We start from the raw sequence: 24,670 nt of genomic DNA, 5'->3' as shown, positions 1-24,670 counted from the left end.
CCCTCGATCGACGTACCCGTCACAAGGCGGAACCCCGCTTGTTTCCCGCCATTTCCACAGCCGAAACACTGGTTCAGATGTGACTTAGCCAACGTTGGACGGGCCCGGCCTGACCTTCTCGGCCAGGGAGGCGTAGCCTTTATTCCCGCTGTCCATCACCTTGTGAAGCGGAAGAGGGCGGTTAGCGCCGTGTCGCCACAGTCCCCCAGTAACTCGAGTATCTCGACCGATGACCAAGCCGCCGGGAAGAACCCCGCGGCCGCCTTCGGTGCCAACGAGTGGCTCGTCGACGAGATCTATCAGCAGTACCTTCAGGACCCGAATTCGGTAGACCGGGCCTGGTGGGACTTCTTCGCCGACTACAAGCCCGGGGCGCCCGCCGCCGCGGCTCCGGCGGGTACTGCGGCCGCGGGGGCCGCAGGGACCACCACGGCCGCGCCGGCCGCTCCCGTGCCGCCCGCGGCGCGCCAGGCTCCTCCCCAGGCCCCGGCCGCGCCCGCTCCGGCCGCCGCTCCCGCGGCTCCGAAGCCCGCCGCCGCCGCGCCGGCTCCCGCGAAGGCCGCCCCGGCCGCCGCGAAGCCGAAGGCCGCTCCGGCCGCCGAGGCGCCCGAGGGCCCCGAGTACGTGACCCTGCGCGGTCCCGCCGGTGCCGTCGCGAAGAACATGAACGCCTCCCTGGAGCTGCCCACGGCCACGTCCGTGCGCGCGGTCCCGGTGAAGCTGCTCTTCGACAACCGCATCGTCATCAACAACCACCTGAAGCGCGCCCGGGGCGGGAAGATCTCCTTCACCCACCTCATCGGGTACGCGATGGTGCAGGCCATCAAGGCCATGCCGTCGATGAACTGGCACTACGCGGAGAAGGACGGGAAGCCCACCCTCGTCAAGCCCGCGCACGTCAACTTCGGCCTCGCCATCGACCTGGTGAAGCCCAACGGCGACCGCCAGCTGGTCGTCGCGGGCATCAAGAAGGCCGAGACGCTGAACTTCTTCGAGTTCTGGCAGGCCTACGAGGACATCGTCCGCCGCGCCCGTGACGGCAAGCTGACGATGGACGACTTCACCGGTGTCACGGTCTCGCTGACCAACCCCGGCGGCCTCGGCACCGTCCACTCGGTCCCGCGCCTGATGCCCGGACAGTCGGTCATCATGGGCGTCGGCTCGATGGACTACCCGGCGGAGTTCCAGGGCACCTCCCAGGACACCCTGAACAAGCTCGGCATCTCGAAGGTCATGACGCTCACGTCGACCTACGACCACCGGGTCATCCAGGGCGCCGCCTCCGGCGAGTTCCTGCGCATCGTCGCGAACTACCTGCTCGGCGAGACCGGCTTCTACGACGAGATCTTCGAGTCGCTGCGGATCCCCTACGAGCCGGTCCGCTGGCTCAAGGACATCGACGCCAGCCACGACGACGACGTCACCAAGGCCGCCCGCGTCTTCGAGCTGATCCACTCCTACCGGGTCCGCGGCCACGTCATGGCCGACACCGACCCGCTGGAGTACAAGCAGCGCAAGCACCCCGACCTGGACATCACCGAGCACGGGCTCACCCTGTGGGACCTGGAGCGCGAGTTCGCCGTCGGCGGCTTCTCCGGCAAGTCGATGATGAAGCTGCGCGACATCCTCGGTGTCCTGCGCGACTCGTACTGCCGCACCACCGGCATCGAGTTCATGCACATCCAGGACCCGAAGCAGCGCAAGTGGATCCAGGACCGGGTCGAGCGCCCGCACGCCAAGCCCGAGCGCGAGGAGCAGCTGCGCATCCTGCGCCGGCTGAACTCCGCCGAGGCCTTCGAGACCTTCCTGCAGACGAAGTACGTCGGCCAGAAGCGCTTCTCCCTGGAGGGCGGCGAGTCCGTCATCCCGCTCCTCGACGCCGTCATCGACAGCGCCGCGGAGTCCCGCCTGGACGAGGTCGTCATCGGCATGGCCCACCGCGGCCGCCTGAACGTCCTCGCCAACATCGTCGGCAAGTCGTACGCGCAGATCTTCCGCGAGTTCGAGGGCAACCTCGACCCGAAGTCGATGCACGGCTCCGGCGACGTGAAGTACCACCTGGGCGCCCAGGGCACCTTCACCGGCCTGGACGGCGAGCAGATCAAGGTCTCGCTGGCCGCCAACCCGTCCCACCTGGAGACGGTCGACCCGGTCATCGAGGGCATCGTCCGCGCCAAGCAGGACATCATCAACAAGGGCGGCACGGACTTCACCGTCCTGCCCGTCGCCCTGCACGGCGACGCGGCCTTCGCCGGCCAGGGTGTGGTCGCCGAGACGCTCAACATGTCGCAGCTGCGCGGCTACCGCACGGGCGGCACGGTCCACATCGTCATCAACAACCAGGTCGGCTTCACCGCCGCCCCGGAGTCGTCGCGCTCCTCCATGTACGCCACCGACGTGGCCCGCATGATCGAGGCGCCGATCTTCCACGTGAACGGCGACGACCCCGAGGCCGTCGTCCGCGTCGCGCGCCTCGCGTTCGAGTTCCGTCAGGCGTTCAACAAGGACGTCGTGATCGACCTCATCTGCTACCGCCGCCGCGGACACAACGAGTCCGACAACCCGGCGTTCACGCAGCCGCTGATGTACGACCTGATCGACAAGAAGCGCTCGGTGCGCAAGCTCTACACCGAGTCCCTGATCGGCCGCGGCGACATCACCCTCGAAGAGGCCGAGCAGGCGCTGCAGGACTTCCAGGGCCAGCTGGAGAAGGTCTTCACCGAGGTCCGCGAGGCCGTCGCGCAGGCGCCCGAGGCCCACGTCCCGGACGTCCAGGCCGAGTTCCCGGTCGCCGTGTCCACCGCGGTCTCCCAGGAGATCGTGAAGCGGATCGCCGAGTCCCAGGTCAACATCCCCGACAACGTCACCGTGCACCCGCGGCTGCTCCCGCAGCTCCAGCGCCGCGCGGCGATGATCGAGGACGGCACGATCGACTGGGGCATGGGCGAGACCCTCGCCATCGGTTCGCTGCTCCTGGAGGGCACGCCGGTCCGGCTGTCCGGCCAGGACTCGCGCCGCGGTACCTTCGGCCAGCGCCACGCGGTGCTGATCGACCGGGTCAACGGCGAGGACTACACCCCGCTGCAGTACCTCTCGGACGAGCAGGCCCGTCTGAACGTCTACGACTCGCTGCTCTCCGAGTACGCGGTCATGGGCTTCGAGTACGGCTACTCGCTGGCCCGCCCGGACGCGCTGGTGATGTGGGAGGCGCAGTTCGGCGACTTCGTCAACGGCGCGCAGACGGTCGTCGACGAGTACATCTCGGCCGCCGAGCAGAAGTGGGGCCAGACGTCCGGCGTCACCCTGCTCCTGCCGCACGGCTACGAGGGCCAGGGCCCGGACCACTCCTCGGCCCGCATCGAGCGCTTCCTGCAGCTGTGCGCCCAGAACAACATGACGGTCGCCCAGCCGACGTCCCCGGCGAACTACTTCCACCTCCTGCGGTGGCAGGTGCACAACCCGCACCACAAGCCGCTGGTGGTCTTCACCCCGAAGTCGATGCTGCGCCTGAAGGCCGCGGCCTCGAAGGCGGAGGAGTTCACCTCGGGCCAGTTCCGCCCGGTCATCGGCGACGACTCGGTCGACGCGGCCGCCGTGCGCAAGGTCGTGTTCTGCGCCGGCAAGCTGTACTACGACCTGGAGGCCGAGCGGCAGAAGCGCGGCGTCACGGACACGGCGATCATCCGCATCGAGCGCCTGTACCCGCTCCCGGGTGCCGAGCTCCAGGCGGAGATCGCCAAGTACCCGAACGCCGAGAAGTACCTGTGGGCCCAGGAGGAGCCGGCGAACCAGGGTGCCTGGCCGTTCATCGCGCTCAACCTGATCGACCACCTGGACCTCGCGGTCGGCGCGGACGTCCCGGGCGCCGAGCGCCTGCGCCGCATCTCGCGTCCGCACTCCTCCTCCCCCGCCGTCGGTTCCGCGAAGCGGCACCAGGCGGAGCAGGAGCAGCTGGTGCGTGAGGTGTACGAGGCGTAGGCCTCCGGCACGGCAGTACGGAGGGGCCCGGCCCCGAGTCCGCACGGACTCGGGGCCGGGCCCCTCCGGCGTTCCGGGCGGGGACGGTGCGGACGTGCCGGGGGCCCGGGGCGGGCGGCCCGGTCCGCGCGCGGCGGAGGCCCTCCACGGGCCCCTCGCCCCCGCCTATCCTTTTTCCCAGCGTTTCCCTTCCCCTTCACCCACGGAGCACCATCCATGTACTTCACCGACCGCGGCATCGAGGAACTTGAGAAGCGGCGTGGCGAGGAAGAGGTCACCTTCGAGTGGCTCGCCGAGCAGCTGCGTACGTTCGTCGACCTGAACCCGGACTTCGAGGTGCCGGTGGAGCGGCTGGCGACCTGGCTGGCCCGGCTGGACGACGAGGACGACGAGTAGGGACGGGCGGGAGCCCCGGCCGGGGCGTTAGTCGTAGGCGCGCAGTCGGCCGTACGCCAGGCTCAGGGCGCCGTGGAGCGTCAGGGCCGCGCCGACGGCGATCCGGCCGCCGCTGTGGCGCCGTATCCCCCGGACGGTGAGCGGGAGGCCGACGGCCAGCTGGGCCGCGGCGAGGGTGTGCGCCCCGGGGCCGCGCAGCCAGGACCCGAGACCGCCGCTCTTCACGACGCCGAGCCCGGCGCCCACGGCGGCACGCCAGCCGGTCCACTCGACCTGCTCGGCGTCCGGCCCGGTCCGGACCGCGTCCCGGAGCCGGTCCCCGGGTTCCCCGGGTTCGAGACCGGCCGGGAGGAGCACCCCCGCGCGCGTGAGGACGGCGAGCAGCCCGCTCACGCGCACGCGCGCGTCGGCCAGCGGGTCGGGCCGCGTCAACGGTTCCAGCGACTGCACGTCGAGCACCGGGTCGAGGCCCAGACGGGTGGCGAAGGTCCGCATCGCCTCGTCCTCGCCGACCGGGGTGCCGTCCGCCAGCCATTCGTAGCCCACGGTGCGGTGGAAACCCGAGGCCAGGGCGAAGCCGCTGCGGTCGGTGTCCCACCACAGGGCGAGGACGGGCCAGGGCGCGCCGACGGCGAGCGCCGCGGCCCAGCCGGTGAGCACGCGGTCGACGGGTTCCGCACCGTGCCGCCAGGGCCCGCCCTCGGGAACCAGCACGCTCCAGCCGGGTCCGGCGCCGGCGATCAGCATCCGCTCGCGCAGCAGCCGGGCGGCGGGACCGGCCGACCGGGGACGGGCCCGGCACAGCAGCAGGCCGCCGGGGGCCTGGACCGGGTGGCCGTCCCTGGACGCGCCGGAGGCAGTCGACATAGCGCCACTTTAGGGCGATTCGTCCACTTCAACGCGTCACCGTTCCCCGGAACGGGTGTCTTGACTTTCCGTATCCGCGATATATCGTGAATACGAGAGACGCGATATGGCGCGTCGAGTTCGGACCCGCGCGAGGGTCCGGTCCGGTCGAGGAGGTCTGCACCATGTCCGAGTGGTCCGTGACGGAACCGGAGAAGCTCTCCTTCGAGGGCCCGGTGCAGACGCTGCACGTACGCATCGTCAACGGAACAGTGAACGTCGTGGGGACCGACGAGGGTTCCGCCCGGCTGGAAGTGTCCGAGCTGGACGGTCCCCCGCTCCAGGTGACCCAGGAGGGCGGCACGCTCACGGTGGCCTACGAGGACCTTCCCTGGAAGGGCTTCCTCAAGTGGCTCGACCGCAAGGGCTGGCGCCGTGCGGCCGTGGTCTCGCTGGCCGTGCCGACCGGGACGCACGTCGAGGTGGGCGTGGTCGGCGCCGCCGCCGTGGTCTCGGGGACGGACGGGCGGGTCCAGGTGAGGGGCGTCACCGGCGACACCACGCTCGTCCGCGTCTCCGGTCCCGTGCACGTGGAGACCGTCTCGGGGAGCCTGGAGGCCCAGGCCGTCACCGGCGACCTCCGCTTCAACTCGGTCTCCGGCGACCTGACCGTCGTCGAGGGCTCCGGCTCCTCCGTGCGGGCCGAGTCGGTGAGCGGCTCGATGATCGTGGACCTCGACGCCACGGGCTCGCCCACCGACGTCCGGCTGTCGAACGTCTCGGGCGAGATCGCCATCCGGCTCCCCCACCCCGCGGACGCCGAGGTCGAGGCCAACACCGCGAGCGGCAGCGTCTCCAGCGCCTTCGAGGACCTGCGGGTCAGCGGCCAGTGGGGTGCCAAGAAGATCACCGGCCGTCTCGGCGCGGGCAACGGCAGGCTGAAGGCGATGACCGTCTCGGGCTCCATCGCCCTGCTGCGCAGGCCCCCGGCGGAGGACGAACCGTACGAGGAGGCTCCCGAGCCCCCGGACACGGCCCCTTCGGCCGGACCGGACACCCCCACGGGCGGCACGGACGACGGCCCGACGGACGGTACGGACAGCAGCCCGACGGACGGCGGCACTCCGGCCGCCGATGCCGCCGAAGGCCGGCCGGCCGACTCCGCGACCGACAGGAAGGTGCTCTGACATGCCCCCCGTCTTCGCCCACGGCCGACTGCGCCTCTACCTCCTCAAGCTGCTGGACGAGGCCCCGCGCCACGGGTACGAGGTGATCCGCCTCCTGGAGGAGCGCTTCCAGGGCCTGTACGCACCCTCGGCGGGCACCGTCTACCCCCGGCTGGCGAAGCTGGAGGCCGAGGGACTCGTCACGCACACCTCCGAGGGCGGCCGCAAGGTGTACGCGATCACCGACGCGGGCCGCGCCGAACTGGCCGACCGCAGCGGCGAACTGGCCGATCTGGAGCTGGAGATCCGCGAGTCGGTCGCGGAGCTCGCGGCGGAGATCCGCGCGGACGTCCGGGGCGCGGCCGGTGACCTGCGCCGCGAGATGCGGGCGGCGGCCACGGAAGCGCGCAACGGCCCTTCGGGGGGCGCCCGGTCCAAGCGGCACGACGACCCGGCGGGCGGGTTCGGCGGCCCCGACGACTTCCAGGACAGGGAGTCGTGGCGGGCGGCGAAGGAGGAGATGCGGCGCGTCCGTCACGAGTGGAAGGAACAGGCCCGCCGCGCGAAGGACGAGAGCCGCCGCGCCCGCGACGAGGCGCAGCGCGCCCGCCGCCAGGCCAAGGAGGCGCAGGAAAAGGCCCGCGCGCAGGCCCAGGAGGAGATGCAGCGCATGGCCAAGCGCGTCCAGGACCAGGTCCAGGACCACTTCGCGCGCGGGGACTGGCCGACGGGTGTACGGGAAGGACTGACCGAACTGGCCAAGGAGTTCGGCGACTTCGGGAAGAACTTCGGCAAGGATCTGGGGAAGGACCTCGGCAAGGAGTTCGGCTTCGGCCGGGCGCCCTCCGGGGCGCCCGCGGAACCGGAGTACTCGGTCACTCCGGAGGACTTCCCCGCCGAGTACGAACCCGCGTGGGCGCACGAGGACTCCACCGGCAACCCCGGCCGGGACCTGGACCGTCTGCTGGACCGCTTCCGCGACGACATCCGCGACGCGTCCCGCGACCACGGTGTCACGGAGGACCAGCTCCGTGACATCCGGCGCCACCTGTCGACGGCGGCGGCCCACATCGGTTCGGCCTTGCGGAGCAGGCGGCCGTAATCCCGTCGGCGGCCCCCGCTCTCCGGCACTTCCCGGCCGGGGCCGCCCGGACCGGCCCCGGACCGGCCCCGGGCTGTCGCCGGCCGCGTTCGGTGGCTCTCGCCGAGGTGCGCGGCCGCCCTCCGCGGAGCTCTCACCGGCCGGGGGAGCCTCGATCGGCTCCCCCGGCTTCTCCTGCCCCGGGCCGTTCGGAACCCTTCGGGCCGACGGGGCCGCACACGGTCCCGCCGGTCCGAAGGGCCCCGGCCGCGCCGACCGCCGTACAGCGGCTCCCGTCGGCCCGCTCGGCCTCACGCGTCCCGGCGTGTTCGCGGCACCCGGCTCAGCCCGCCTCCGCCACGCCGTTCTCACCACCGACACCGGTGCCGCCGTACAGCACGCGCGTCACCGACTCGTACGTGACGCCGTGATCGGCCAGCGCCTCGGCGGCGACCCCGCCCCGCAAGGTGATCGCCAACAGCAGGTGCTCGTCACCGATGTGACGGTCCCTCCGGGCGGTGGCGACCCGCAGGGCCCGCACCAGCACGTCCTTCGCCTCCTGCCCGAAGGGCCGGCGCCGGCCCCGCCTGCCGTCGCCGCCGCGCCCGCCCGGCTCCAGCACCCCTTCCCCGTGGGCCTCCTCGACCCGGGAGACGATCTCGGACAGGTCGATGCCGAGCCCGGAGAGGGCGTCTGCGTCGGCGCGCGAGAGCCCGCCCCTGCGCCGCGCCTCGGCGAGGTCCCGCTCCAGCGACTCCCGGAACCCGGCCTCCCCCAGCGAGGTCAGGGCGAAGGAACCCCGGGTTCCCTCCCGGTCGAGGAGGGCCAGCAGCATGTGCTCCTCCTCGACGGTCCGGGCCCCCACCCGTTCGGAGTGCGTCACCGCGCCCTCGACGACGGCCCGCGCGTCCTTCGTGAAGCGTTCGAACATCACTGCCTCCCGTACTTCTTGTGCACGGCCTGCCGGCTCACTCCGAGTTCCGCGGCGATCTCCTGCCACGACCAGCCCTGATTGCGCGCACTGCGCACCTGTACCGCCTCCAGCTGCTCCAGCAGCCTCCGCAGCGCGGAGACCGCCCTCAGCCCGATCCGCGGATCGCGGTCACCCGCGCGCTCGGCCAGATCCGTTGCTTCGGTCATGATGTCAACCTACGTTGACACCTCCTCCGTGTCAACCAAAATTGACAAGCGGCGGCACCCCGGAGAAGCGGACCCGCCCGGGACAAGGGCCGGACACGCGGAACGGCGGGCCCGGAAACCCGGACCCGCCGCTCGTGACCATCGCCGCGTGGCCATCACCTCATGGCCATCACCGCGTACGCGTGGACGCCATCAGCTCGCCGTCAGCACGATCTTGCCGAACAGGTCGCCGGACTCCAGCCGTTCGAACCCCTCGCGAGCCCGGTCGAGCGGCAGCACCTCGTCGACGACGGGCCGCACACCGGTGGCCGCGCAGAAGGCCAGCAGGTCCTCCAGCTCGTCCTTCGTTCCCATGGTGGAGCCGACCACCTTGAGTTCGAGGAAGAAGATCCGCGTCAGCTCGGCGTGCGAGGGCCGGTCACCGCTGGTGGCACCCGAGATGACGACGGTTCCGCCGGGACGCAGCGACTTGACCGAGTGGGACCAGGTGGCGGCGCCGACCGTCTCGATGACCGCGTCCACCCGCTGCGGCAGCCGCGCCCCGGGCTCCAGCGCCTCGACGGCGCCGAGTTCGATCGCCCGCTTCCGCTTGGCCTCGTCACGGCTGGTGGCGAAGACCCGCAGCCCGGCGGCCTTCCCGAGCGCGATCGCGGCGGTGGCCACGCCCCCGCCCGCGCCCTGGACGAGCACCGAGTCGCCGGGCCGCACCCCGGCGTTGGTGAACAGCATGCGGTAGGCCGTCAGCCAGGCGGTCGGGAGGCAGGCGGCCTCCTCGAAGGACAGTTCCTTGGGCTTCGGCAGGACGTTCCACGTCGGTACGGAGACCTGCTCGGCGAAGGTGCCCTGGTAGCGCTCGGTGAGGATGGACCGGGGCTCGTCGGGGCCGACCCCGTGCCCGCTCTGGCCGATGACGGAGTGCAGGACGACCTCGTTGCCGTCCTCGTCGATCCCGGCGGCGTCGCAGCCGAGGATCATCGGCAGCTTGTCCTCGGCGAGGCCGACCCCGCGCAGCGACCACAGGTCGTGGTGGTTGAGGGAGGCGGCCCGTACGTTCACGGTGGTCCAGCCCGGCTTCTGTCCAGGGGCCGGACGCTCCCCCAACTCCAGGCCGTTCAGCGGCTGGTCACGGTCGATTCGGGCGGCATAGGCAGCGAACATGACCTTGACGATAGGCTCCGCCCCCGGCCGGGGGAACCGTCTCCGTCTGTGACACGTCCCCCACCGACCGGGTGGCCCCGGGCACAGGCCGTTTCCGCCCCCGCCGAAAGTTCGGCCCTCCGGCGTTCGAGGAGCGGGGGTCCGGGGGCAGCGCCCCCGTCACGGGAAGGGAAGGGGCGGAGGGGGCGGAAAACGTGAGGCCCCGCCGGGGAGAGTTCCCGGCGGGGCCTCGAGCAGCGCCTCAGCGGCGGGCGACGCCCTCCGCGCGGGCGGCGGCGGCCACCGCGGCCGTCACCGCCGGAGCCACCCGCTCGTCGAACGGCGAGGGGATGACGTAGTCCGCGGCGAGGTCGTCCCCGACGACCGCGGCCAGCGCGTCGGCGGCGGCGATCTTCATGCCCTCGGTGATCCGGGAGGCCCGGACCTGGAGCGCACCGGCGAAGATCCCCGGGAAGGCCAGCACGTTGTTGATCTGGTTCGGGAAGTCCGACCGCCCGGTCGCGACGACGGCCGCGTACTTGTGGGCGATCTCCGGGTGCACCTCGGGGTTCGGGTTGGCCATCGCGAAGACGAAGGCGTCCTTCGCCATCGAGGCGACCGCCGGCTCCGGCACCGTACCGCCGGAGACGCCGATGAAGACGTCGGCGCCCGCGAGCGCCTCCTCCAGCGAACCGGAGATCCCGGCCTTGTTGGTGATCTCCGCGAGTTCCCGCTTGACGTCCGTCAGGTCGTCCCGGTCCCGCGACACGACGCCCTTGCGGTCGGCGACCGCGACATCGCCGAGGCCCGCCTCCAGCAGGAACTTCGCGATGGCGATACCGGCCGCGCCCGCGCCGGAGATCACCGCGCGCAGGTCGCCGAGCGAGCGCCCGGTGAGCCTGGCGGCGTTCCGCAGGGCCGCGAGGGTGACGACCGCGGTCCCGTGCTGGTCGTCGTGGAAGACGGGGATGTCCAGCCGCTCCTGGAGCTTGCGCTCGATCTCGAAGCACCGCGGTGCCGAGATGTCCTCCAGATTGACGCCGCCGAAGGAGGGGGCGAGCCGGACCACGGTCTCGACGATCTCGTCGACGCCGGTGCACGCGAGCGCGATCGGCACCGCGTCCACACCGCCGAACTGCTTGAACAGAATCGCCTTGCCCTCCATGACGGGGAGCGAGGCCTCCGGGCCGATGTCACCGAGCCCGAGCACTGCCGTCCCGTCGGTCACCACGGCGACCACGGACGACTTCCACGTGTAGTCGTGGACGAGTTCCGGCTGCTCGGCGATCGCGCTGCACACCTTCGCGACGCCGGGCGTGTAAGCCAGGGACAGGTCGTCCTTGTCACGGACGGGCACGGTGGCCTGCACAGCCATCTTGCCGCCGCGGTGCAGCGCGAAAGCCGGGTCGAAGGAATCGAGGGGCTCCGCCCCGCCTTCCTGATCCGTACTGCTGTCGCTGCAAGGATTGACGATTTCCGCTGCCACTTTGTTTACCCCTTAAATCTTCAATGTCGAGGGTGGCCACTCCTGGTTGAGGGGTGGGCGGGCACCGCGCAGGCCCTGCCGCTGTGGTTGCGTACGGGCCGCTGCGCGACGGGCGCGCCGCACACGCGCCCTGAGCCCCGGATGAGGGGTGTAAAGAACCTTCTTACCGGACGGACGGCGTCGAGGACGAGTCCATAGAACCAAGATCACATGGCGGTGAGATGACTCATGCCCCGATCCATTGACACTTCCCGACATGTCCTCGTTCGCACACGAGTGCCGCGTAGCGGTCTTCCGCCTGTCGCGGTGGACCGGAGATCTTCCGGCCGGAAGGGGGGATTCCCGCACATGATCCGGCCGATAGGTACTGCCCGGTAGCACTTCGGGGGTCACCCGTTATCCGATTTTGACATAGCGGTCACCGTGAATCTCGCCGTCCGAATGGCAAGATGCCGTCATTACACGAGGTCGCGACACTCGAAGGTGTGTGTTTCCGTCGACCTATCGGCTACTCCCTGATCCGCCGGAGGAACCCTCATGACCGCACGCACCACCCGTCGTACGAAGACCGCTCAGTCCCGGATAGCAGCGGTCGGTGCGATCGCGGTCGCCGGCGCGCTGGTCCTCACCGGTTGCGGTGACCAGACGGACAAGAGCAGCGGCAGCGGCAACTCGGACACGGCCTCGGCCTCCGCTCCGCTCGCCGACAAGCTGCCCGCCGACATCAAGAAGGCGGGCGTCGTCAAGGTGGGCTCCGACATCGCCTACCCGCCGGTCGAGTACATGGAGGGCGGCAAGGCCGTCGGTATCGACCCCGACATCGCCGAGGCCCTCGGCAAGCAGCTGGGCGTCAAGTTCGAGTTCCAGAACGGCAAGTTCGACCAGCTCATCGTGGGTCTGCAGTCCAAGCGCTTCAACGCCGTCATGTCGGCGATGAGCGACACCAAGGACCGCCAGAACGGCATCGACTCGGCCACCGGCAAGAAGGCCGGCAACGGCATCGACTTCGTCGACTACTTCACCGCGGGCACGTCGATCCTCGTCCAGAAGGGCAACCCCAAGGGCATCAAGACCCTGGACGACCTCTGCGGCAAGGTCGTCGCGCTGCAGAGGGGCACCACCTCCGAGGGCATCGCCAAGGCCCAGAGCGAGAAGTGCAAGAAGGACGGCAAGAAGGCCATCACGCTGCAGACCTTCGACACCGACCCCGAGGCGCTGCTCCGCCTGAAGCAGGGCGCTTCCGCCGCCGACCTGAACGACTTCCCGGTCGCGGCCTACAACGCCAAGACCTCCGGCGGCGGCAAGGACTTCGAGGTCACCGGCGAGCAGATCGAGGCCGGCCCGTACGGCATCGGCGTCAGCAAGGAGAGCACCCAGCTCCGGGACGCGATCCAGGCGGCCATGGAGGCGATCATCAAGAACGGTGACTACGCCAAGATCATGGAGAAGTGGAACGTCAAGGACGGCGCCGTGACCGAGGCCAAGATCAACGGCGGCTCCTGACCCCCTGCCTGACGCAACACTGAAGGGCAGTCACTGTGACTGACACTGTCGACAAGGCTCCGGCGGCCTCCGTACCGCCGGAGCAGATCAAGGCCATCCCGGTGCGCCACTACGGCCGCTGGGTGGCCGGCGTCCTGGTCATCGCGGTGCTGGGGCTGATCGTTCTCGCGTTCTCCAACGCGAACATCAACTACGGCATCATCCCGGACTACCTCTTGGACGGGACCATCCTGTCCGGCGTCTGGCACACGCTGTACATCTCCGTGCTGGCGATGGTGCTGGGCCTCGCGCTGGGCGTGATCCTCGCGGTCATGCGGATGTCCTCGAACCCGGTGACCAGCACCGTGTCGTGGCTGTACATCTGGTTCTTCCGCGGCACCCCGGTCCTGGTTCAGCTGCTCCTCTGGTACAACATCGCGCTCGTGTTCCCCATCCTCAACCTGGGGTTCTACAAGGACGAGATGAACCAGGTGATGACGCCGTTCCTGGCGGCCCTGCTCGGACTCGGCCTCAACGAGGCCGCGTACATGTCCGAGATCGTCCGGGCCGGCATCCAGTCCGTCGACCAGGGGCAGACGGAGGCGTCGCACGCGCTCGGCATGACCCAGGGCAAGACGCTGCGCCGGGTGATCCTCCCGCAGGCGATGCGCGTGATCGTGCCGCCCACGGGCAACGAGTTCATCAACATGCTCAAGACCTCGTCGCTGGCCTACGCGGTCCAGTTCAACGAGACGATCAAGGCGGCCACCGACATCTCCAGCACCTCGCTGGCGGTCGTGGAGATGTACTTCGTCGCATCGATCTGGTACCTGGCCCTGACCAGCGTCTTCAGCGTCTTCCAGTACTACCTGGAGCGCCGTTACGCCCGCGGTTCGTCGCGCACCCTGCCGCCGACGCCGTTGCAGCGCCTGAGGAAGAACCTCCGTCTGTTCGGTTCCTTCCGCCGCCCGGAGGTGGCCCGATGAGCAGTCTCAGCAAGGACATCACCGCGAGCACGAGCGGCCGTCCGATGGTCAAGGCCGAGGGGGTGCACAAGTCCTTCGGGCTCGCGCACATCCTCAAGGGCATCGACCTGGAGGTGAACCCGCGCGAGGTGTTCTGCCTGATCGGCCCGTCGGGTTCCGGCAAGTCGACCTTCCTGCGGTGCATCAACCACCTGGAGAAGATCAGCGCCGGGCGCCTGTACGTCGACGGCGACCTGGTGGGGTACCGCCAGAAGGGCGACAAGCTCTACGAGCTGAAGGAGCGCGAGGTAGCCGCCCAGCGGCGGGACATCGGCATGGTGTTCCAGCGCTTCAACCTCTTCCCGCACATGACGGCGGCGGAGAACGTCATGGAGGCGCCGATACAGGTCAAGGGCGAGACCAAGGCCGTCGCACGTGAGCGTGCGGAGCGGCTCCTCGACCGGGTGGGACTGGGTGACCGCAAGGACCACTACCCCGCCCAGCTCTCCGGCGGCCAGCAGCAGCGCGTGGCCATCGCCCGTGCCCTGGCGATGCAGCCCAAGCTGATGCTCTTCGACGAGCCGACCTCGGCTCTCGACCCGGAGCTCGTCGGCGAGGTCCTCGACGTCATGCGGGACCTCGCGGAGGACGGCATGACGATGATCGTCGTCACGCACGAGATGGGTTTCGCCCGTGAGGTCGGCGACAACCTCGTCTTCATGGACGGCGGTGTGGTCGTCGAGTCCGGCAACCCTCGCGACGTCCTGACGAATCCGCAGCACGAACGGACGCAGGCGTTCCTGTCGAAGGTCCTCTGACCGGAACCCCGCGCTTCGGGGCGCAGGAACAAGGGGCGGTACGGGTCTCCCGTACCGCCCCTTCCCCGTTCCTGTTCCCCCGTCCTCAAGCCCTTCCCGCTACTTCAGGAGTGCCGGGTTCTGGATCAGCTTCGTGATCTGGGCCCGGGTCAGGGGCGGGGTCTTGAGCAGGGGGCCGAGCTGCCCCTTGCCCTGGAAGCCCGTGCTGGCGCGGATGTCCAGGTGGCTGCCGTCCTTCAGCTGGAGGCGGGCGTCGAGCTCCCGGCCGCCGGCCGGAACCGGGTGCAGGGCGGGATCGGCCGGGGGCGTCTCCCAGACGCCCAGAAGGCTGCCGTCGGACAGCTTCCGGGTGGTGCAGCCGACGCGCCCGTCCCTGGGGGCGTCCCGGCAGGGGTTCCCCAGGCCCGCGCCGCCCGTCTTCGCGTCGATCGCCGAGCGGGGGACCACGCCGACGGTGATGTAGCCGACCCCGTCGGGCCGGGCCACGGCGTAGTCACCGTCGTACGGACCGACCCGCTTGGGCCCCTTGGCCGTCGGCGCCTGCTTCATCAGCCGCAGCAGCGAGATCTCACTGATCTTCCCGGTCCCGGCGGGCAGCAGCTTCGCGAAACGGCCCGCCTTGGTGGTGTACTCGCCCGCGGTGGGCGCGCTCGCCACGCTCGCGCCGTGCCCGGTGTCCAGCACGCCCGGCCCGAAGACCAGGCCGGCCGCGACGGCGGCCGCGGCGACACCGGTCGCCGCCGTGCGCCGCCGCCACCGCACCCGCGAGGCCTTCGCGAACACGCTCTCGCTCCCCCGGCTCTCGGGCATCCGGACGTCGTCCACCGCCCGTCCGAGCAGTTCCCTGACGTACTCCGTCACCGCTTCCTGGTTCATGCGTACTCCTCCCGCACCGCGGCCTTCAGTGCCGCGAGTCCCCTGGCCGTGTGGCTCTTGACCGTGCTCTCGCGCATCCCGAGCACCTGGGCCGTGGCGGCCACGCTCAGGTCCTCCCAGTAGCGCAGGACGAGCACGGCCCGCTGTTTCGGCGCGAGTCCCGCGAGCGCGGCCCGCACCATGAGTCCGGTGTCGCTGTCGACCGGCCGCCCCGCCACGTCCGGCACCTCGCCGTACGCGCGCTCGCGCCGCCAGAACCGGCGGCGGCCGGAGATGAAGGTGTTGACCAGCGTCTTGCGCGCGTAGGCCTCGAGACTTTCGAGGCGTCCGTGCCGTCGCGCGCCGAGGACGACCTTCACCAGCGTCGTCTGGACGAGGTCCTCCGCCTCGTCGCGATTGCCGCAGAGCAGATAGGCGCTGCGGAACAGGGCCGGTCGTCTGCCCTCCACGAAAGCGTGCAGAGCGGCTTCCTCGCCGCGCGTCATCCCGCCCCCTTCCCGGCCCGCGCCCGCGGGCCGTCTCACCCTTCCAGTGCGGTGGGAGGTGCCGCGGGACGCAGGAGAGGCGGTACGGATTTTCCGTACCGCCTCCAACAGGGCTCGCGGGGGCCCTGCTTGACCGCGAGGACCAGCGCGTCCGAGGGGGGAGCGCCGCACCGGCCGGGCCCCGCCGAGACCCCGTTCGCACGGCACGCGCGCGTGCCGGTCGGCGGAGGGCGCGCCGCCGGGCTTTCTCGGCGATGGCCGTGGAAGCCCCTCCAGCGAGCGACCACGTAATACCCTGTAAGGGCGATCAGCTGTTACCTGACCACCGTCAAGACGATAGAGCGCCCCGTAAGGACTACAAGTGGAACTGGCCTATTACTCGGATTACGCCGTCCGTCTCGTCAACACCGAGGAACCGGCCCGGGGCAAGGACTCGCTGACCTCGGTCGAGGCCGTCCGCGACCTGTTCGAGGGCAACTCCTCGGCGGCCCGCCGCGCCACGGAGGCGGACGTCACCCGCTTCCGCTCGGTACGGGGACGGCTGCGCGCGGTCTTCGAGGCGGCGGCCGGCGACGAGGAGACCCTCGCCGTGGACCTGCTGAACTCCCTGCTGCTCGAATTCCCGGTGAGCCCGCAGATCTCGGGGCACGACCACCGCGACGACGACGGCCGCCCGCTGTGGCACATGCACCTGGCGGATCACCCGTCGAACGCGACCGCGGGCTACGCGGCGATCGCGGCGATGGGCCTCGCCTTCCACCTGACCGAGTACGGCGTGGACCGTCTCGGCCTGTGCGAGGCCGCGCCGTGCCGCAACGCCTATCTGGACACCTCGACCAACCGCTCCCGGCGCTACTGCTCGGACCGCTGCGCGACCCGCGCCAACGTCGCCGCCTACCGCGCGCGCAAGCGCCTGGAGGCGGACCGGGCGGGGAGCACCGGCCTGGCGGCCACCAGCGCCCAGCGGACGACGGCGAACGGCGAGCGCTGACCCGCCTTCGGCGGCCGGAAACGGAACCTCACCTTCCCGAGGACGAGTTCCTCGGGAACGGTTCCGTAGTCGGTGCTGTCCCCGCCCGCGAACGCGTTGTCCCCGAGCACCCACCAGCCGCCCTGGCGCCGCTCGGCGATCCGCTTCACGACGAGCAGGTCCTGCTGGAACGGGTGCCGCAGGACGACGACGTCGCCCGGCCCCACCCTCGCCCCCCAGTGGACGACGAGCCGATCCCCGTGCTGGAGCGTGGGCACCATCGAAGGGCCCGTCACCTCCGCCGCCCCGAACGGCAGCAGGGCCTTCCCCCGTTCGGTCTCCTGCGACAGCTCCGGCATCAACGGCACCTCCCCGGTCCTCGTTCCTCCGTCAGTCCCAGTTTCACCCCGGACTTTTGCCCTAAGCCCACGGGGGCACCCGCGAAATACCCTCTCCCACGGAGTAATCTCCCATCTGAGAAGACGATCACGAGGAAGGACAGCTCAATGCTCTCCCGCCTGTTTGCCCCCAAGGTCAAGGTCAGCGCGCACTGCGACCTGCCCTGCGGCGTGTACGACCCGGCCCAGGCCCGCATCGAGGCGGAGTCGGTCAAGGCCGTCCAGGAGAAGATGGCCGGCAACGACGACCCCCACTTCCAGGCTCGCGCCACCGTCATCAAGGAGCAGCGCGCCGAGCTCGCCAAGCACCACGTGTCGGTGCTCTGGAGCGACTACTTCAAGCCCCCGCACTTCGAGAAGTACCCGGAGCTGCACCAGCTGGTGAACGACACCCTCAAGGCCCTCTCGGCCGCGAAGGCGTCCACCGACCCGGCGACGGGCCAGAAGGCGCTGGACCACATCGCCCAGATCGACAAGATCTTCTGGGAGACCAAGAAGGCCTGACCTTCGTCCGGGCCGTCCGGTCCCGGTTCCGGGGATCGCACCCCGGTCCCGGGGGTCGCACCGCCCTCCTGTCCGCACCCGGTCCGCGGGTCGCCGTTCCCGGCGTCCCGACGGTCCGGGTGCGTACTTGTGTTCCGAGGCGATCGGCGTGTCCCGTTCACACGGGCAGCTGGCGCATCTCGATCACCCGCAGGCCCAGCGCCTGGAAGCGGGTGAGCAGTCCGTACAGATGGGCGTCGTCGATCACGGTGCCGAAGAACAGGGTCTGCTCCTTCGTACGGACCCTGTCGAGTTCGGCGAAGGCCGAGGCGAGCGTGTCCGAAACAATGCCGGCGATGCGGAATTCGTAGCGCATACGAGCACTTCCCTCGGGGCCGGGGCGCGGGGCCCGCTGTGATGCCTTGCCATCCTCGGCCGCGCACGCCGATGTGACATCCCCCGGTGCGGGCGACCCCCGCCCACCTCGGAACACTCCCGCTCGCACCCTTGCCGTTCCACCTTCTCTCCGTGCCCCGGCACCGCGCCCTCCGGGCGCGGAAAAAGGCCGGAAAATCCGGGCACCGCGCCCGGGCGCGGTGCCCGCCTCCGGCGGGTGAGGCGGAGGGGGCTCACCTCCGACGGGTGAGGGGCCTGGTGCCCGACCCGGCGGGTGAGGCGGTGGCCGCGCGGGCGGCGAGCGGCGACACGGGGCCGCGCACGCGCGAGCGGTGCCACGGGGTCGCGCGGGACCGCGTGGTGGTGTCTGGGCGCCGCCGGTGATGGGGCGGGATGCCCGGGCACGCCGGTGGCGAGCGCGATGGGGACGGACCGCCGTGCGAGCGGTGACGCCGGAGGACACCTGCGAGCGGTGACGCGGGGGCGCCGTGCGAGCGGTGACGCGGAAGCGCCGTGCAAGTGGTGACGCGGGGCGCCGCGTGAGCGGTGATGCGGGACGCCGCGTGAGCGGTGATGCGGGACGCCGCGTGAGCGGTGATGCGGGACGCCGCGTGAGCGGTGATGCGGGACGCCGCGTGAGCGGTGATGCGGGGGGGACGCGTGAGCGGTGATGCGGGGGGGGGGACGCGTGAGCGGTGATGCGGGGGGACGGCCCGGCGGCGAACCTTGAGGGGCGGGTCCGCGTTCCGCCGGCCCCGGGACCGCCTCGGAGGATGTCCGATGAACGTTCTCGCGGCAGTCGGCCGGAGCGTCTCCGGCCGCACCGGCCGCGCCGCGTTCCGCCGCCGGAGACGGCTTCGCGCGGGCCTCCTCCAACTGGTGTCCGTCGGCGTCGGGCTGGGCCTCGGCCTGACGGTCCCGGAGATCGGCCGCGGCCCCACGCTGCCGTCCCGTCAGGTGGCCGAGCTGCTGCTCGCGACCGGCTTCGGGGTGCTCGGCGCGGCCACCGTCATCTTCTCCGTGCTGTTCCTGGTGGTGCAGTGGGCGGCCACCACCTTCACCCCCCGGCTCACCCTCTTCCGGGACGCGCCGATCGTGTGGCGGACCTTCGCCTTCGTCGTCGGGCTGGCCGTCTTCTGCGCCACCGCGGCCCTGACGATCGCCGGCCGGGACGAGGTCTCGTTGGTCGTACCGGCCGGCATGGGTGTCCTGCTGCTCCTGCTGCTGGCGCTGCTGCGCAGCCTCCTGCTCCAGGCCGTCGCCGCGATCCAGCTGGCCCCGGTGCTGCGTTCCGTCTCCGAACGGGGCCGAAGGGGCCTCGACGCCCTCCGCGCGAGCGGCCCGGGAGGTGCCGGGGGCCCCGAGAACCCGGCGGGCCCGGGGCGTCCGGCCGGGCGGGGCCGGCCGCGGTCGACGGTCGGCTGGCCGGGGGCCGGCACGGTGCTGCAACGCGTGGACACGGGCCGGCTGGCGGCTGCCGCGCGGGCCGCGGACGCGGTCGTCGTCCTGCGGGTGAGCCCCGGCACCGCCCTGCGCCACGGCACCACCGTCGCCGAGGTGTACGACGGCGAACTGCCCGCCCCCGCCGTCCTGCGCGCTCTGGAGACCGGCGCCGAACGGGTCTTCGACCAGGACCCCGGGCTCGCGTTCCGGCTGCTCGCCGACATCGCGCTCAGGGCACTGTCCCCGGCGGTCAACGACCCCGCCACGGCGGTGCAGGCGGTGGACGCCATGGAGGATCTGCTGCTCCGGCCGGCCCCGGCGCGGGTCTGGGCGCACGAGGTCGCCGACCGGGCGGGCACCGTGCGCGTCGTCGTCCCGCGGCCCGGACGGGAGGACTTCCTGCGGACCGCGCTCGACGACGTGATCCCGGCCGCCCGGAACTCCCCGATGGTCCTCATCCGCCTCCGCGCACTGCTGGAGAACCTGCGCGGCACGGGCCACGGCCGCGTCGACGGGCCGATCGGCAGGCGCCTGGCCTGGGTGGACGACGAACTCGACGCCCGGTTTCCCCGGCTGCGGGACGCCCTCGCGAAGGAGCGCGCGGAGGGCGGTGACCGCGCGGAGGGCGATACGGGCCGGGTGGGCGAGGAGCGTCCGGACGGCGGGTGAACGGGACGGCGAGGGCCCGGGGACCGGGCCGGCCCCCGCCCGGGAGCCCGCGTCGGCGGCTCCGCGAGCTCACCCGCGGAGGGTGATCCGGTGGGGCGGGGGGTGACCGCACTCTGGAGCCGGAGCAAGACGTCACGCGTCAGAGAGGGCACCGCTCATGGCCTGCATCCAGCGGCAGATCCGGCCCGTGCCGGGTGTGCCGTGCCCCGGGCCCGGCCGCCACGGCCCGGAGGACCACGGACGGTCCTCCGCGTCACCGTGGCTCCCGGGATCCCCGCGGCGCACGCCGTCGACGCGGCCACTGCCGCCCCCTCACGGCGCACCGAACGTCGTACCGATCACGCCGAACGCACCCGACGGCGTCGTCACGGCCCGTCCCGTGTGTCCGGGGGGTCCCGCTCGCCCCCCGCCTTCGAGCGTCTGTCCGTCGGCGGACACCACGGCACCGTCCCCGTCCGCCCCATCACCGCGCTCTGCGCACTGACCCGCCAGGCCCCTGCGACCGGCCGCCACCCCGCGCCGGCCGGGCCCGGCGGAATCCCCGAGATCGCGACCCGGCGCCCGGCGACAGTTCGATCCGCCCGACACCAAGGCAACGCTCGCGGAGATGTCGCACAACCGACAGGAGTTCGACCATGAACGGCTCGACGGTCAATCTGGCAGCGGACTACCCCCTGCTGCAGGTCTTCTGGACCACGATGTGGTTCTTCCTCTGGATCCTCTGGTTCATGCTGCTGTTCCGCGTCATCGGGGACATCTTCCGCGACGACGAGCTGAACGGCTGGGGCAAGGCGGGCTGGTGCGTCTTCGTCGTCATCCTGCCCTTCCTGGGCATCTTCGTGTACCTGATCGCGCGGGGCCGCGGCATGGGTGAGCGCGAGATGCGGCGCATGCAGAAGAGCCAGGAGGACATGAACGCCTACATCCGTGAGACCGCCGGAACCAGTTCCACCGGCAAGGCCGACGAACTGGCGAAGCTCGCGGACCTCAAGACCCACGGCCACATCACGGCCGAGGAGTTCGAGAGGGCCAAGGCCAAGGTCCTCGCCGCCTGACGGACGAGGTCCTCGCCGCCCGACGGCACGGACACCTCCGCGCACGAAGACCACCGCCGTCCCCCGGGCCAGTGATCCCCCGGGGGACGGCGGGCCGTGTGCCATCCTGGGGACGTGGTGAATCCCCGACCGCTCGACGACCTGGTCCGGCTGCGGCAGGCACGCGACCGGATGAACCGCGAGTACGCGGAGCCGTGGGACATGGCCACGCTCGCGCGCACCGCGCTGATGTCGCCCGGGCACTTCCAGCGCAGTTTCCGGGAGGCGTTCGGCCAGACGCCGTACACCTATCTGATGACCCGCCGGATCGAGCGCGCGAAGGCGCTGCTGCGGCGCGGCGACATGACGGTGACCGAGGTGTGCTTCGCGGTGGGCTGCACCTCGCTCGGTTCGTTCAGCTCGCGGTTCACGGAGCTGGTGGGCGAGACCCCGAGCGCGTACCGGGCCCGCCCGCACGACCACGGCGCCCCCATCCCCTCCTGCGTGGCCCGCAGGCTAACCCGCCCGGCCCGTCACCCCAACCCGGAGGCGGAACCGGGCACGCGTCTCTAGGCCGGTCGCCCACGGGGCGGCGGGGGCGGCCCCGATGGGCCTAGGTTGGACGCATGGATCTGAGACTGTCCCAGTGCTTCCTCTCCGTGGACGACCACGACAAGGCCCTCGCCTTCTACCGTGACGTGCTGGGCCTGGAGGTCCGGGAGGACGTCGGGTTCGAGGGGATGCGGTGGGTCACCGTCGGCTCGCCGCTCCAGCCGGACGTGGAGATCGTCCTGGAGCCCCCGGGGGCGGACCCGGACGCCTCCCCCGCGGACAAGCAGGCCATGGCCCGGCTGCTGGCCAAGGGGATGCTGCGCGGGGTGATCTTCTCGACGACCGACTGCGACGAACTCTTCGAGCGGGTCCGCGCCTCGGGCGCCGACGTCGTCCAGGAGCCCGAGGACCAGCCGTACGGCCTGCGCGACTGCGCGTTCCGCGATCCGGCGGGCAACCTCCTGCGCTTCACCCAGAAGCGCCCCGCGGACTGACCGGGACACCGGGGGCGGCGGAAGGGCGGGACCGGGCGGGAGGGACACTACGTCCGTGTGCCGCGCGGGCATGATCCGCCCGCGCGGCGAACCGTCCGAGCGTTCCGAGGAGCCGTCCGTGCCGTCCGCGCGCCCCCGCGTCCTGTTCGTCAGCGACCTGGCCTATCCGGCCAAGGGGCGGCGGTACTGCGACGAGGACATCGTCCTGACCTCGCGGCTGCGCGAGGAGTTCGACATCGCCGTCTGCCACCCGCTGGACGCGGCGGCGCTGATGACCGGCTTCGACGCCGTGGTCGTGCGCAACAGCGGGCCGGTCCTGCACTACCAGGCCGCCTACGACGCGTTCCGCGAACGGGCGCTCGCGGAGGGGGTCCGCGTCTACAACCAGCTCTCCGGCAAGGGGGACATGGCAGGCAAGGGCTACCTGCTGGAGCTGACCGCGGCCGGGTTCCCCGTCATCCCGACCGTCGACCGCGCCGAGGACCTGCACCTGCTGCCCGAGGCCGACGTGTACGTGGTGAAGCCGAGGCAGGGGGCGGACTCCATCGGCCTGGAGTTCGTGCCGCGCGAGGGGCTCGCCGGGCTGGCGTTCGGCGACATCCTCGTCCAGCCGCGCGTCGAGTTCCGCTACGAGGTGTCGTTCTACTTCGTCGACCGGACCCTGCAGTACGCCCTGTACGCGCCGGACCCGGAGCGGCGGTGGGCCCTGGCGCCCTACGAACCGACCGACGAGGACCGGGAGTTCGCGCGGCGGTTCGTCGAATGGAACGACATCGCGTACGGCGTCCAGCGCGTGGACGCCTGCCGGGCCCCCGGCGGCGAGCTGCTCCTCGTCGAACTGGAGGACCTCAACCCCTACCTGTCCCTGGACGTCCTCTCCCCCGAGGCCCGGGACTCCTTCGTCGCGCGGATGAAGACGTCGCTGCGCGCCCTGATCGCACAGGAGACGGTATGAACCACGGCAGCGTTCCGGCGGAGGACGCCCCGCCGGTCGCGGGTGCGGTCGTCCGGTGGACCCATGTCTTCGTCGACCGGCCCGCGGCCGGTCTCGGAACCGCTCTCGGTTTCTGGACGGCGGTCACCGGCACGAAGCCGTCCGAACCCCGGGGCAAACGGGGCGAGTTCGTGACGCTGCTGCCCGCCGAGGGCGACGCGTACGTGAAGGCGCAGGGCGTCCAGGAGGGCCCCGGGGGCGCGCACCTCTGCCTGTCCGTGGAGGACGTGCCGGCGCTGGTGGAGCGGGCGCTGCGGCTGGGCGCCGGACTCGTCGCGGACCACGGGGAGTGGGCCGTACTGCGCTCTCCCGGCGGCCAGCCGTTCTGCGCGGTGCCCTGGAACGGGCAGTCCGCGCGGCCGCCGGTCACCGAGGGGCCGGACGGGGCGACGAGCCGGCTCGACCAGGTGAGCATCGATCTGGCTCCGGACGTGTTCGAGGCCGAGACCGTCTTCTGGAGCGGGCTCACGGGGTGGGAGTCCCTACCCGGAGCGCTCCCGGAGTTCCATCTGATCAGGCCGCCCGCCGGGCTGCCGGTGCGCATCCTGCTGCAGCGCCTCGGCACCGGACGCCCCACCTCGGCCCATCTGGACCTCGCCTGCTCGGACGTCGAGGCGGTCCGGGCCCGGCACGAGGCCCTCGGGGCGACGACGGTCGGCCGGGGCGCCCGCTGGACGGTGATGCGGGACCCCGCCGGCGGCGTCTACTGCCTGACCGGCCGCGACCCCGCCACGGGCAGCCTGCCCCAGGGCAGCGGCAGGCACTAGCGGCTGGTCATGTGGACGCAGATGACGGCCCCGCCGTCACGCGCGCTCGGGCAGGGGAGCGTCGAGGGTCCGGAGGAGAGCGGCGACGCCGGGGCCTCAGGACCGTCAGGGCCGTCCTCCTCGTAGGTGTACCAGCCGGTGGGCGGTGGCGGCTCCGCCGAGGACTGGAGCCATAACGTGAGAACGCCGCCGCCGGTCACGGCGACCGCCCACACCACCAGCATCCGGCGCCACACCCGGCGCCGTCCCCCCGCCGCCCTCACGCCGAAGCCGCCCCGCCCTGGTCCCAGGCCTCCACGTCCACGACGGCGTCCACCACGATCGGCCCGTAGACGTGCGGGAATTCCTCCCCGCCGGGTTTCATGGCCTCGAAGCGGACCGGCGCCGTGAGCCGTTCGGCGTCGATCACGAGGACCACGAGTTCGTCGGGGCCGGTGTAGGAGCCGTACACCATGGCCGCCACGGCGGGGAGTTGGCGGCGCAGCGAGCAGTGGATGAAGCCCTCCTCCTGCAGGGTCCGGCCACGGGTGGAGATCTCGAAGGTGCCCGATGCGCGGGCCGCGTCCCACAGGGAACGCTCGGTCAGGTGCAGCAGAGGTTCGGACATGCGGACC

The 24,670-nt window shown here is 71.5% G+C and carries 26 protein-coding genes; 15 read left to right on the top strand and 11 right to left on the bottom strand.

Going from position 1 to position 24,670, the window contains the following annotated elements:
* Nucleotides 1-189: 189 nt before the first annotated feature.
* Together ACICHK_RS26680 and ACICHK_RS26675 are read left to right on the top strand one after the other, a co-directional pair.
* A complete protein-coding gene (locus ACICHK_RS26680) occupies nt 190-3,978 on the top strand; it encodes a multifunctional oxoglutarate decarboxylase/oxoglutarate dehydrogenase thiamine pyrophosphate-binding subunit/dihydrolipoyllysine-residue succinyltransferase subunit (RefSeq protein WP_406838855.1) in 3,789 nt (1,262 codons plus the stop codon).
* Nucleotides 3,979-4,194: 216 nt separating this feature from the next.
* Nucleotides 4,195-4,374 (top strand): DUF6104 family protein, encoded by a 180-nt coding sequence (locus ACICHK_RS26675; protein ID WP_003992906.1) that lies wholly within the window; start codon nt 4,195-4,197, stop codon nt 4,372-4,374.
* A 27-nt stretch (nt 4,375-4,401) separates the two neighbouring features.
* Here ACICHK_RS26675 and ACICHK_RS26670 read toward each other — a convergent pair whose 3' ends face one another.
* Nucleotides 4,402-5,241 carry a hypothetical protein gene (locus ACICHK_RS26670; protein WP_406838854.1) on the bottom strand — a complete coding sequence of 280 codons (840 nt, stop codon included), beginning with the start codon at nt 5,239-5,241 and terminating at the stop codon, nt 4,402-4,404.
* Nucleotides 5,242-5,405: 164 nt separating this feature from the next.
* Here ACICHK_RS26670 and ACICHK_RS26665 point away from each other — a divergent pair, with 164 nt between their 5' ends.
* Together ACICHK_RS26665 and ACICHK_RS26660 are read left to right on the top strand one after the other, a co-directional pair.
* Nucleotides 5,406-6,407, top strand: coding sequence for a DUF4097 family beta strand repeat-containing protein (locus ACICHK_RS26665; protein ID WP_406838853.1), 1,002 nt, complete (start codon nt 5,406-5,408; stop codon nt 6,405-6,407).
* A gap of 1 nt (nt 6,408) precedes the next feature.
* Nucleotides 6,409-7,488, top strand: coding sequence for a helix-turn-helix transcriptional regulator (locus ACICHK_RS26660; RefSeq protein WP_406838852.1), 1,080 nt, complete (start codon nt 6,409-6,411; stop codon nt 7,486-7,488).
* A 322-nt stretch (nt 7,489-7,810) separates the two neighbouring features.
* Here the strand turns inward: ACICHK_RS26660 and ACICHK_RS26655 are convergent, their stop codons facing one another.
* The 4 genes from ACICHK_RS26655 to ACICHK_RS26640 all read right to left on the bottom strand — a co-directional run bounded on the left by ACICHK_RS26655 (nt 7,811) and on the right by ACICHK_RS26640 (nt 11,230).
* Nucleotides 7,811-8,398 carry a Clp protease N-terminal domain-containing protein gene (locus ACICHK_RS26655; protein ID WP_406838851.1) on the bottom strand — a complete coding sequence of 196 codons (588 nt, stop codon included), beginning with the start codon at nt 8,396-8,398 and terminating at the stop codon, nt 7,811-7,813.
* Complete coding sequence (locus ACICHK_RS26650) at nt 8,398-8,607, bottom strand: helix-turn-helix domain-containing protein (RefSeq protein WP_010984411.1); 210 nt, start codon at nt 8,605-8,607, stop codon at nt 8,398-8,400. Before ACICHK_RS26650 ends, ACICHK_RS26655 begins: the two co-directional genes overlap by 1 nt.
* Before the next feature lie 192 nt (nt 8,608-8,799).
* Nucleotides 8,800-9,765, bottom strand: coding sequence for a zinc-binding dehydrogenase (locus ACICHK_RS26645; RefSeq protein WP_151472867.1), 966 nt, complete (start codon nt 9,763-9,765; stop codon nt 8,800-8,802).
* Between the two features lie 241 nt (nt 9,766-10,006).
* Nucleotides 10,007-11,230 (bottom strand): NADP-dependent malic enzyme, encoded by a 1,224-nt coding sequence (locus ACICHK_RS26640; protein ID WP_406838850.1) that lies wholly within the window; start codon nt 11,228-11,230, stop codon nt 10,007-10,009.
* Between the two features lie 537 nt (nt 11,231-11,767).
* Here ACICHK_RS26640 and ACICHK_RS26635 point away from each other — a divergent pair.
* From ACICHK_RS26635 to ACICHK_RS26625, 3 genes are read left to right on the top strand one after another with little or no spacing between them, the layout of a single operon-like run.
* Nucleotides 11,768-12,733, top strand: a complete 966-nt coding sequence (locus tag ACICHK_RS26635) for an ABC transporter substrate-binding protein (protein WP_406838849.1) — start codon at nt 11,768-11,770, stop codon at nt 12,731-12,733.
* A 35-nt stretch (nt 12,734-12,768) separates the two neighbouring features.
* Nucleotides 12,769-13,698 carry an amino acid ABC transporter permease gene (locus tag ACICHK_RS26630; RefSeq protein WP_406838848.1) on the top strand — a complete coding sequence of 310 codons (930 nt, stop codon included), beginning with the start codon at nt 12,769-12,771 and terminating at the stop codon, nt 13,696-13,698.
* Nucleotides 13,695-14,495 (top strand): amino acid ABC transporter ATP-binding protein, encoded by an 801-nt coding sequence (locus ACICHK_RS26625; RefSeq protein WP_406838847.1) that lies wholly within the window; start codon nt 13,695-13,697, stop codon nt 14,493-14,495. The genes ACICHK_RS26630 and ACICHK_RS26625 overlap by 4 nt, the downstream gene beginning before the upstream one ends.
* 99 nt (nt 14,496-14,594) lie before the next feature.
* On the opposite strand, the gene ACICHK_RS26620 is transcribed toward ACICHK_RS26625, so the two are convergent.
* Entirely contained in the window at nt 14,595-15,371 is a 777-nt protein-coding gene (locus tag ACICHK_RS26620) for a hypothetical protein (RefSeq protein ID WP_406838846.1), read from the bottom strand.
* Nucleotides 15,368-15,856 (bottom strand): SigE family RNA polymerase sigma factor, encoded by a 489-nt coding sequence (locus ACICHK_RS26615; RefSeq protein ID WP_406838845.1) that lies wholly within the window; start codon nt 15,854-15,856, stop codon nt 15,368-15,370. The genes ACICHK_RS26620 and ACICHK_RS26615 overlap by 4 nt, the downstream gene beginning before the upstream one ends.
* Nucleotides 15,857-16,217: 361 nt before the next feature.
* Here ACICHK_RS26615 and ACICHK_RS26610 point away from each other — a divergent pair, with 361 nt between their 5' ends.
* Nucleotides 16,218-16,847 carry a CGNR zinc finger domain-containing protein gene (locus tag ACICHK_RS26610; protein ID WP_406838844.1) on the top strand — a complete coding sequence of 210 codons (630 nt, stop codon included), beginning with the start codon at nt 16,218-16,220 and terminating at the stop codon, nt 16,845-16,847.
* Here ACICHK_RS26610 and sodX read toward each other — a convergent pair.
* Nucleotides 16,751-17,185 (bottom strand): nickel-type superoxide dismutase maturation protease, encoded by a 435-nt coding sequence (gene sodX / locus ACICHK_RS26605; RefSeq protein ID WP_406838843.1) that lies wholly within the window; start codon nt 17,183-17,185, stop codon nt 16,751-16,753. The genes ACICHK_RS26610 and sodX overlap by 97 nt on opposite strands.
* Before the next feature lie 147 nt (nt 17,186-17,332).
* Between sodX and sodN the strand changes: the two genes are divergently transcribed.
* Nucleotides 17,333-17,728, top strand: a complete 396-nt coding sequence (sodN, locus tag ACICHK_RS26600) for a superoxide dismutase, Ni (protein ID WP_055688839.1) — start codon at nt 17,333-17,335, stop codon at nt 17,726-17,728.
* A gap of 157 nt (nt 17,729-17,885) precedes the next feature.
* Here sodN and ACICHK_RS26595 read toward each other — a convergent pair whose 3' ends face one another.
* Nucleotides 17,886-18,083: a hypothetical protein gene (locus ACICHK_RS26595; protein ID WP_037620896.1), complete on the bottom strand. Its 198-nt coding sequence runs from the start codon at nt 18,081-18,083 to the stop codon at nt 17,886-17,888.
* 800 nt (nt 18,084-18,883) lie between these two features.
* Here ACICHK_RS26595 and ACICHK_RS26590 point away from each other — a divergent pair.
* From ACICHK_RS26590 to ACICHK_RS26565, 6 genes are all read left to right on the top strand, one after another.
* Nucleotides 18,884-20,215: a DUF2254 family protein gene (locus ACICHK_RS26590; protein ID WP_406838842.1), complete on the top strand. Its 1,332-nt coding sequence runs from the start codon at nt 18,884-18,886 to the stop codon at nt 20,213-20,215.
* 635 nt (nt 20,216-20,850) lie between these two features.
* Nucleotides 20,851-21,270 (top strand): SHOCT domain-containing protein, encoded by a 420-nt coding sequence (locus ACICHK_RS26585; RefSeq protein WP_406838841.1) that lies wholly within the window; start codon nt 20,851-20,853, stop codon nt 21,268-21,270.
* A gap of 171 nt (nt 21,271-21,441) precedes the next feature.
* Nucleotides 21,442-21,822: a helix-turn-helix transcriptional regulator gene (locus ACICHK_RS26580; protein ID WP_151472876.1), complete on the top strand. Its 381-nt coding sequence runs from the start codon at nt 21,442-21,444 to the stop codon at nt 21,820-21,822.
* A 53-nt stretch (nt 21,823-21,875) separates the two neighbouring features.
* Entirely contained in the window at nt 21,876-22,295 is a 420-nt protein-coding gene (locus tag ACICHK_RS26575; protein ID WP_406838840.1) for a VOC family protein, read from the top strand.
* 118 nt (nt 22,296-22,413) lie between these two features.
* Nucleotides 22,414-23,250, top strand: coding sequence for a hypothetical protein (locus tag ACICHK_RS26570; RefSeq protein ID WP_406838839.1), 837 nt, complete (start codon nt 22,414-22,416; stop codon nt 23,248-23,250).
* Nucleotides 23,247-24,056 (top strand): VOC family protein, encoded by an 810-nt coding sequence (locus ACICHK_RS26565; RefSeq protein WP_406838838.1) that lies wholly within the window; start codon nt 23,247-23,249, stop codon nt 24,054-24,056. Before ACICHK_RS26570 ends, ACICHK_RS26565 begins: the two co-directional genes overlap by 4 nt.
* Here ACICHK_RS26565 and ACICHK_RS26560 read toward each other — a convergent pair.
* Entirely contained in the window at nt 24,053-24,319 is a 267-nt protein-coding gene (locus tag ACICHK_RS26560; protein ID WP_406838837.1) for a hypothetical protein, read from the bottom strand. The two genes, ACICHK_RS26565 and ACICHK_RS26560, sit on opposite strands and share 4 nt — an antisense overlap.
* Nucleotides 24,316-24,663, bottom strand: coding sequence for a DUF952 domain-containing protein (locus ACICHK_RS26555; protein WP_406838836.1), 348 nt, complete (start codon nt 24,661-24,663; stop codon nt 24,316-24,318). Before ACICHK_RS26555 ends, ACICHK_RS26560 begins: the two co-directional genes overlap by 4 nt.
* Nucleotides 24,664-24,670 lie beyond the last annotated feature (7 nt).

The organism is Streptomyces sp. AHU1, from assembly GCF_045343905.1.
GTDB classification, from domain to species: domain Bacteria; phylum Actinomycetota; class Actinomycetes; order Streptomycetales; family Streptomycetaceae; genus Streptomyces; species Streptomyces triticiradicis.
Note: the sequence above shows the minus strand (reverse complement) of the source record. Positions and strands in the feature narration are given on the sequence as shown.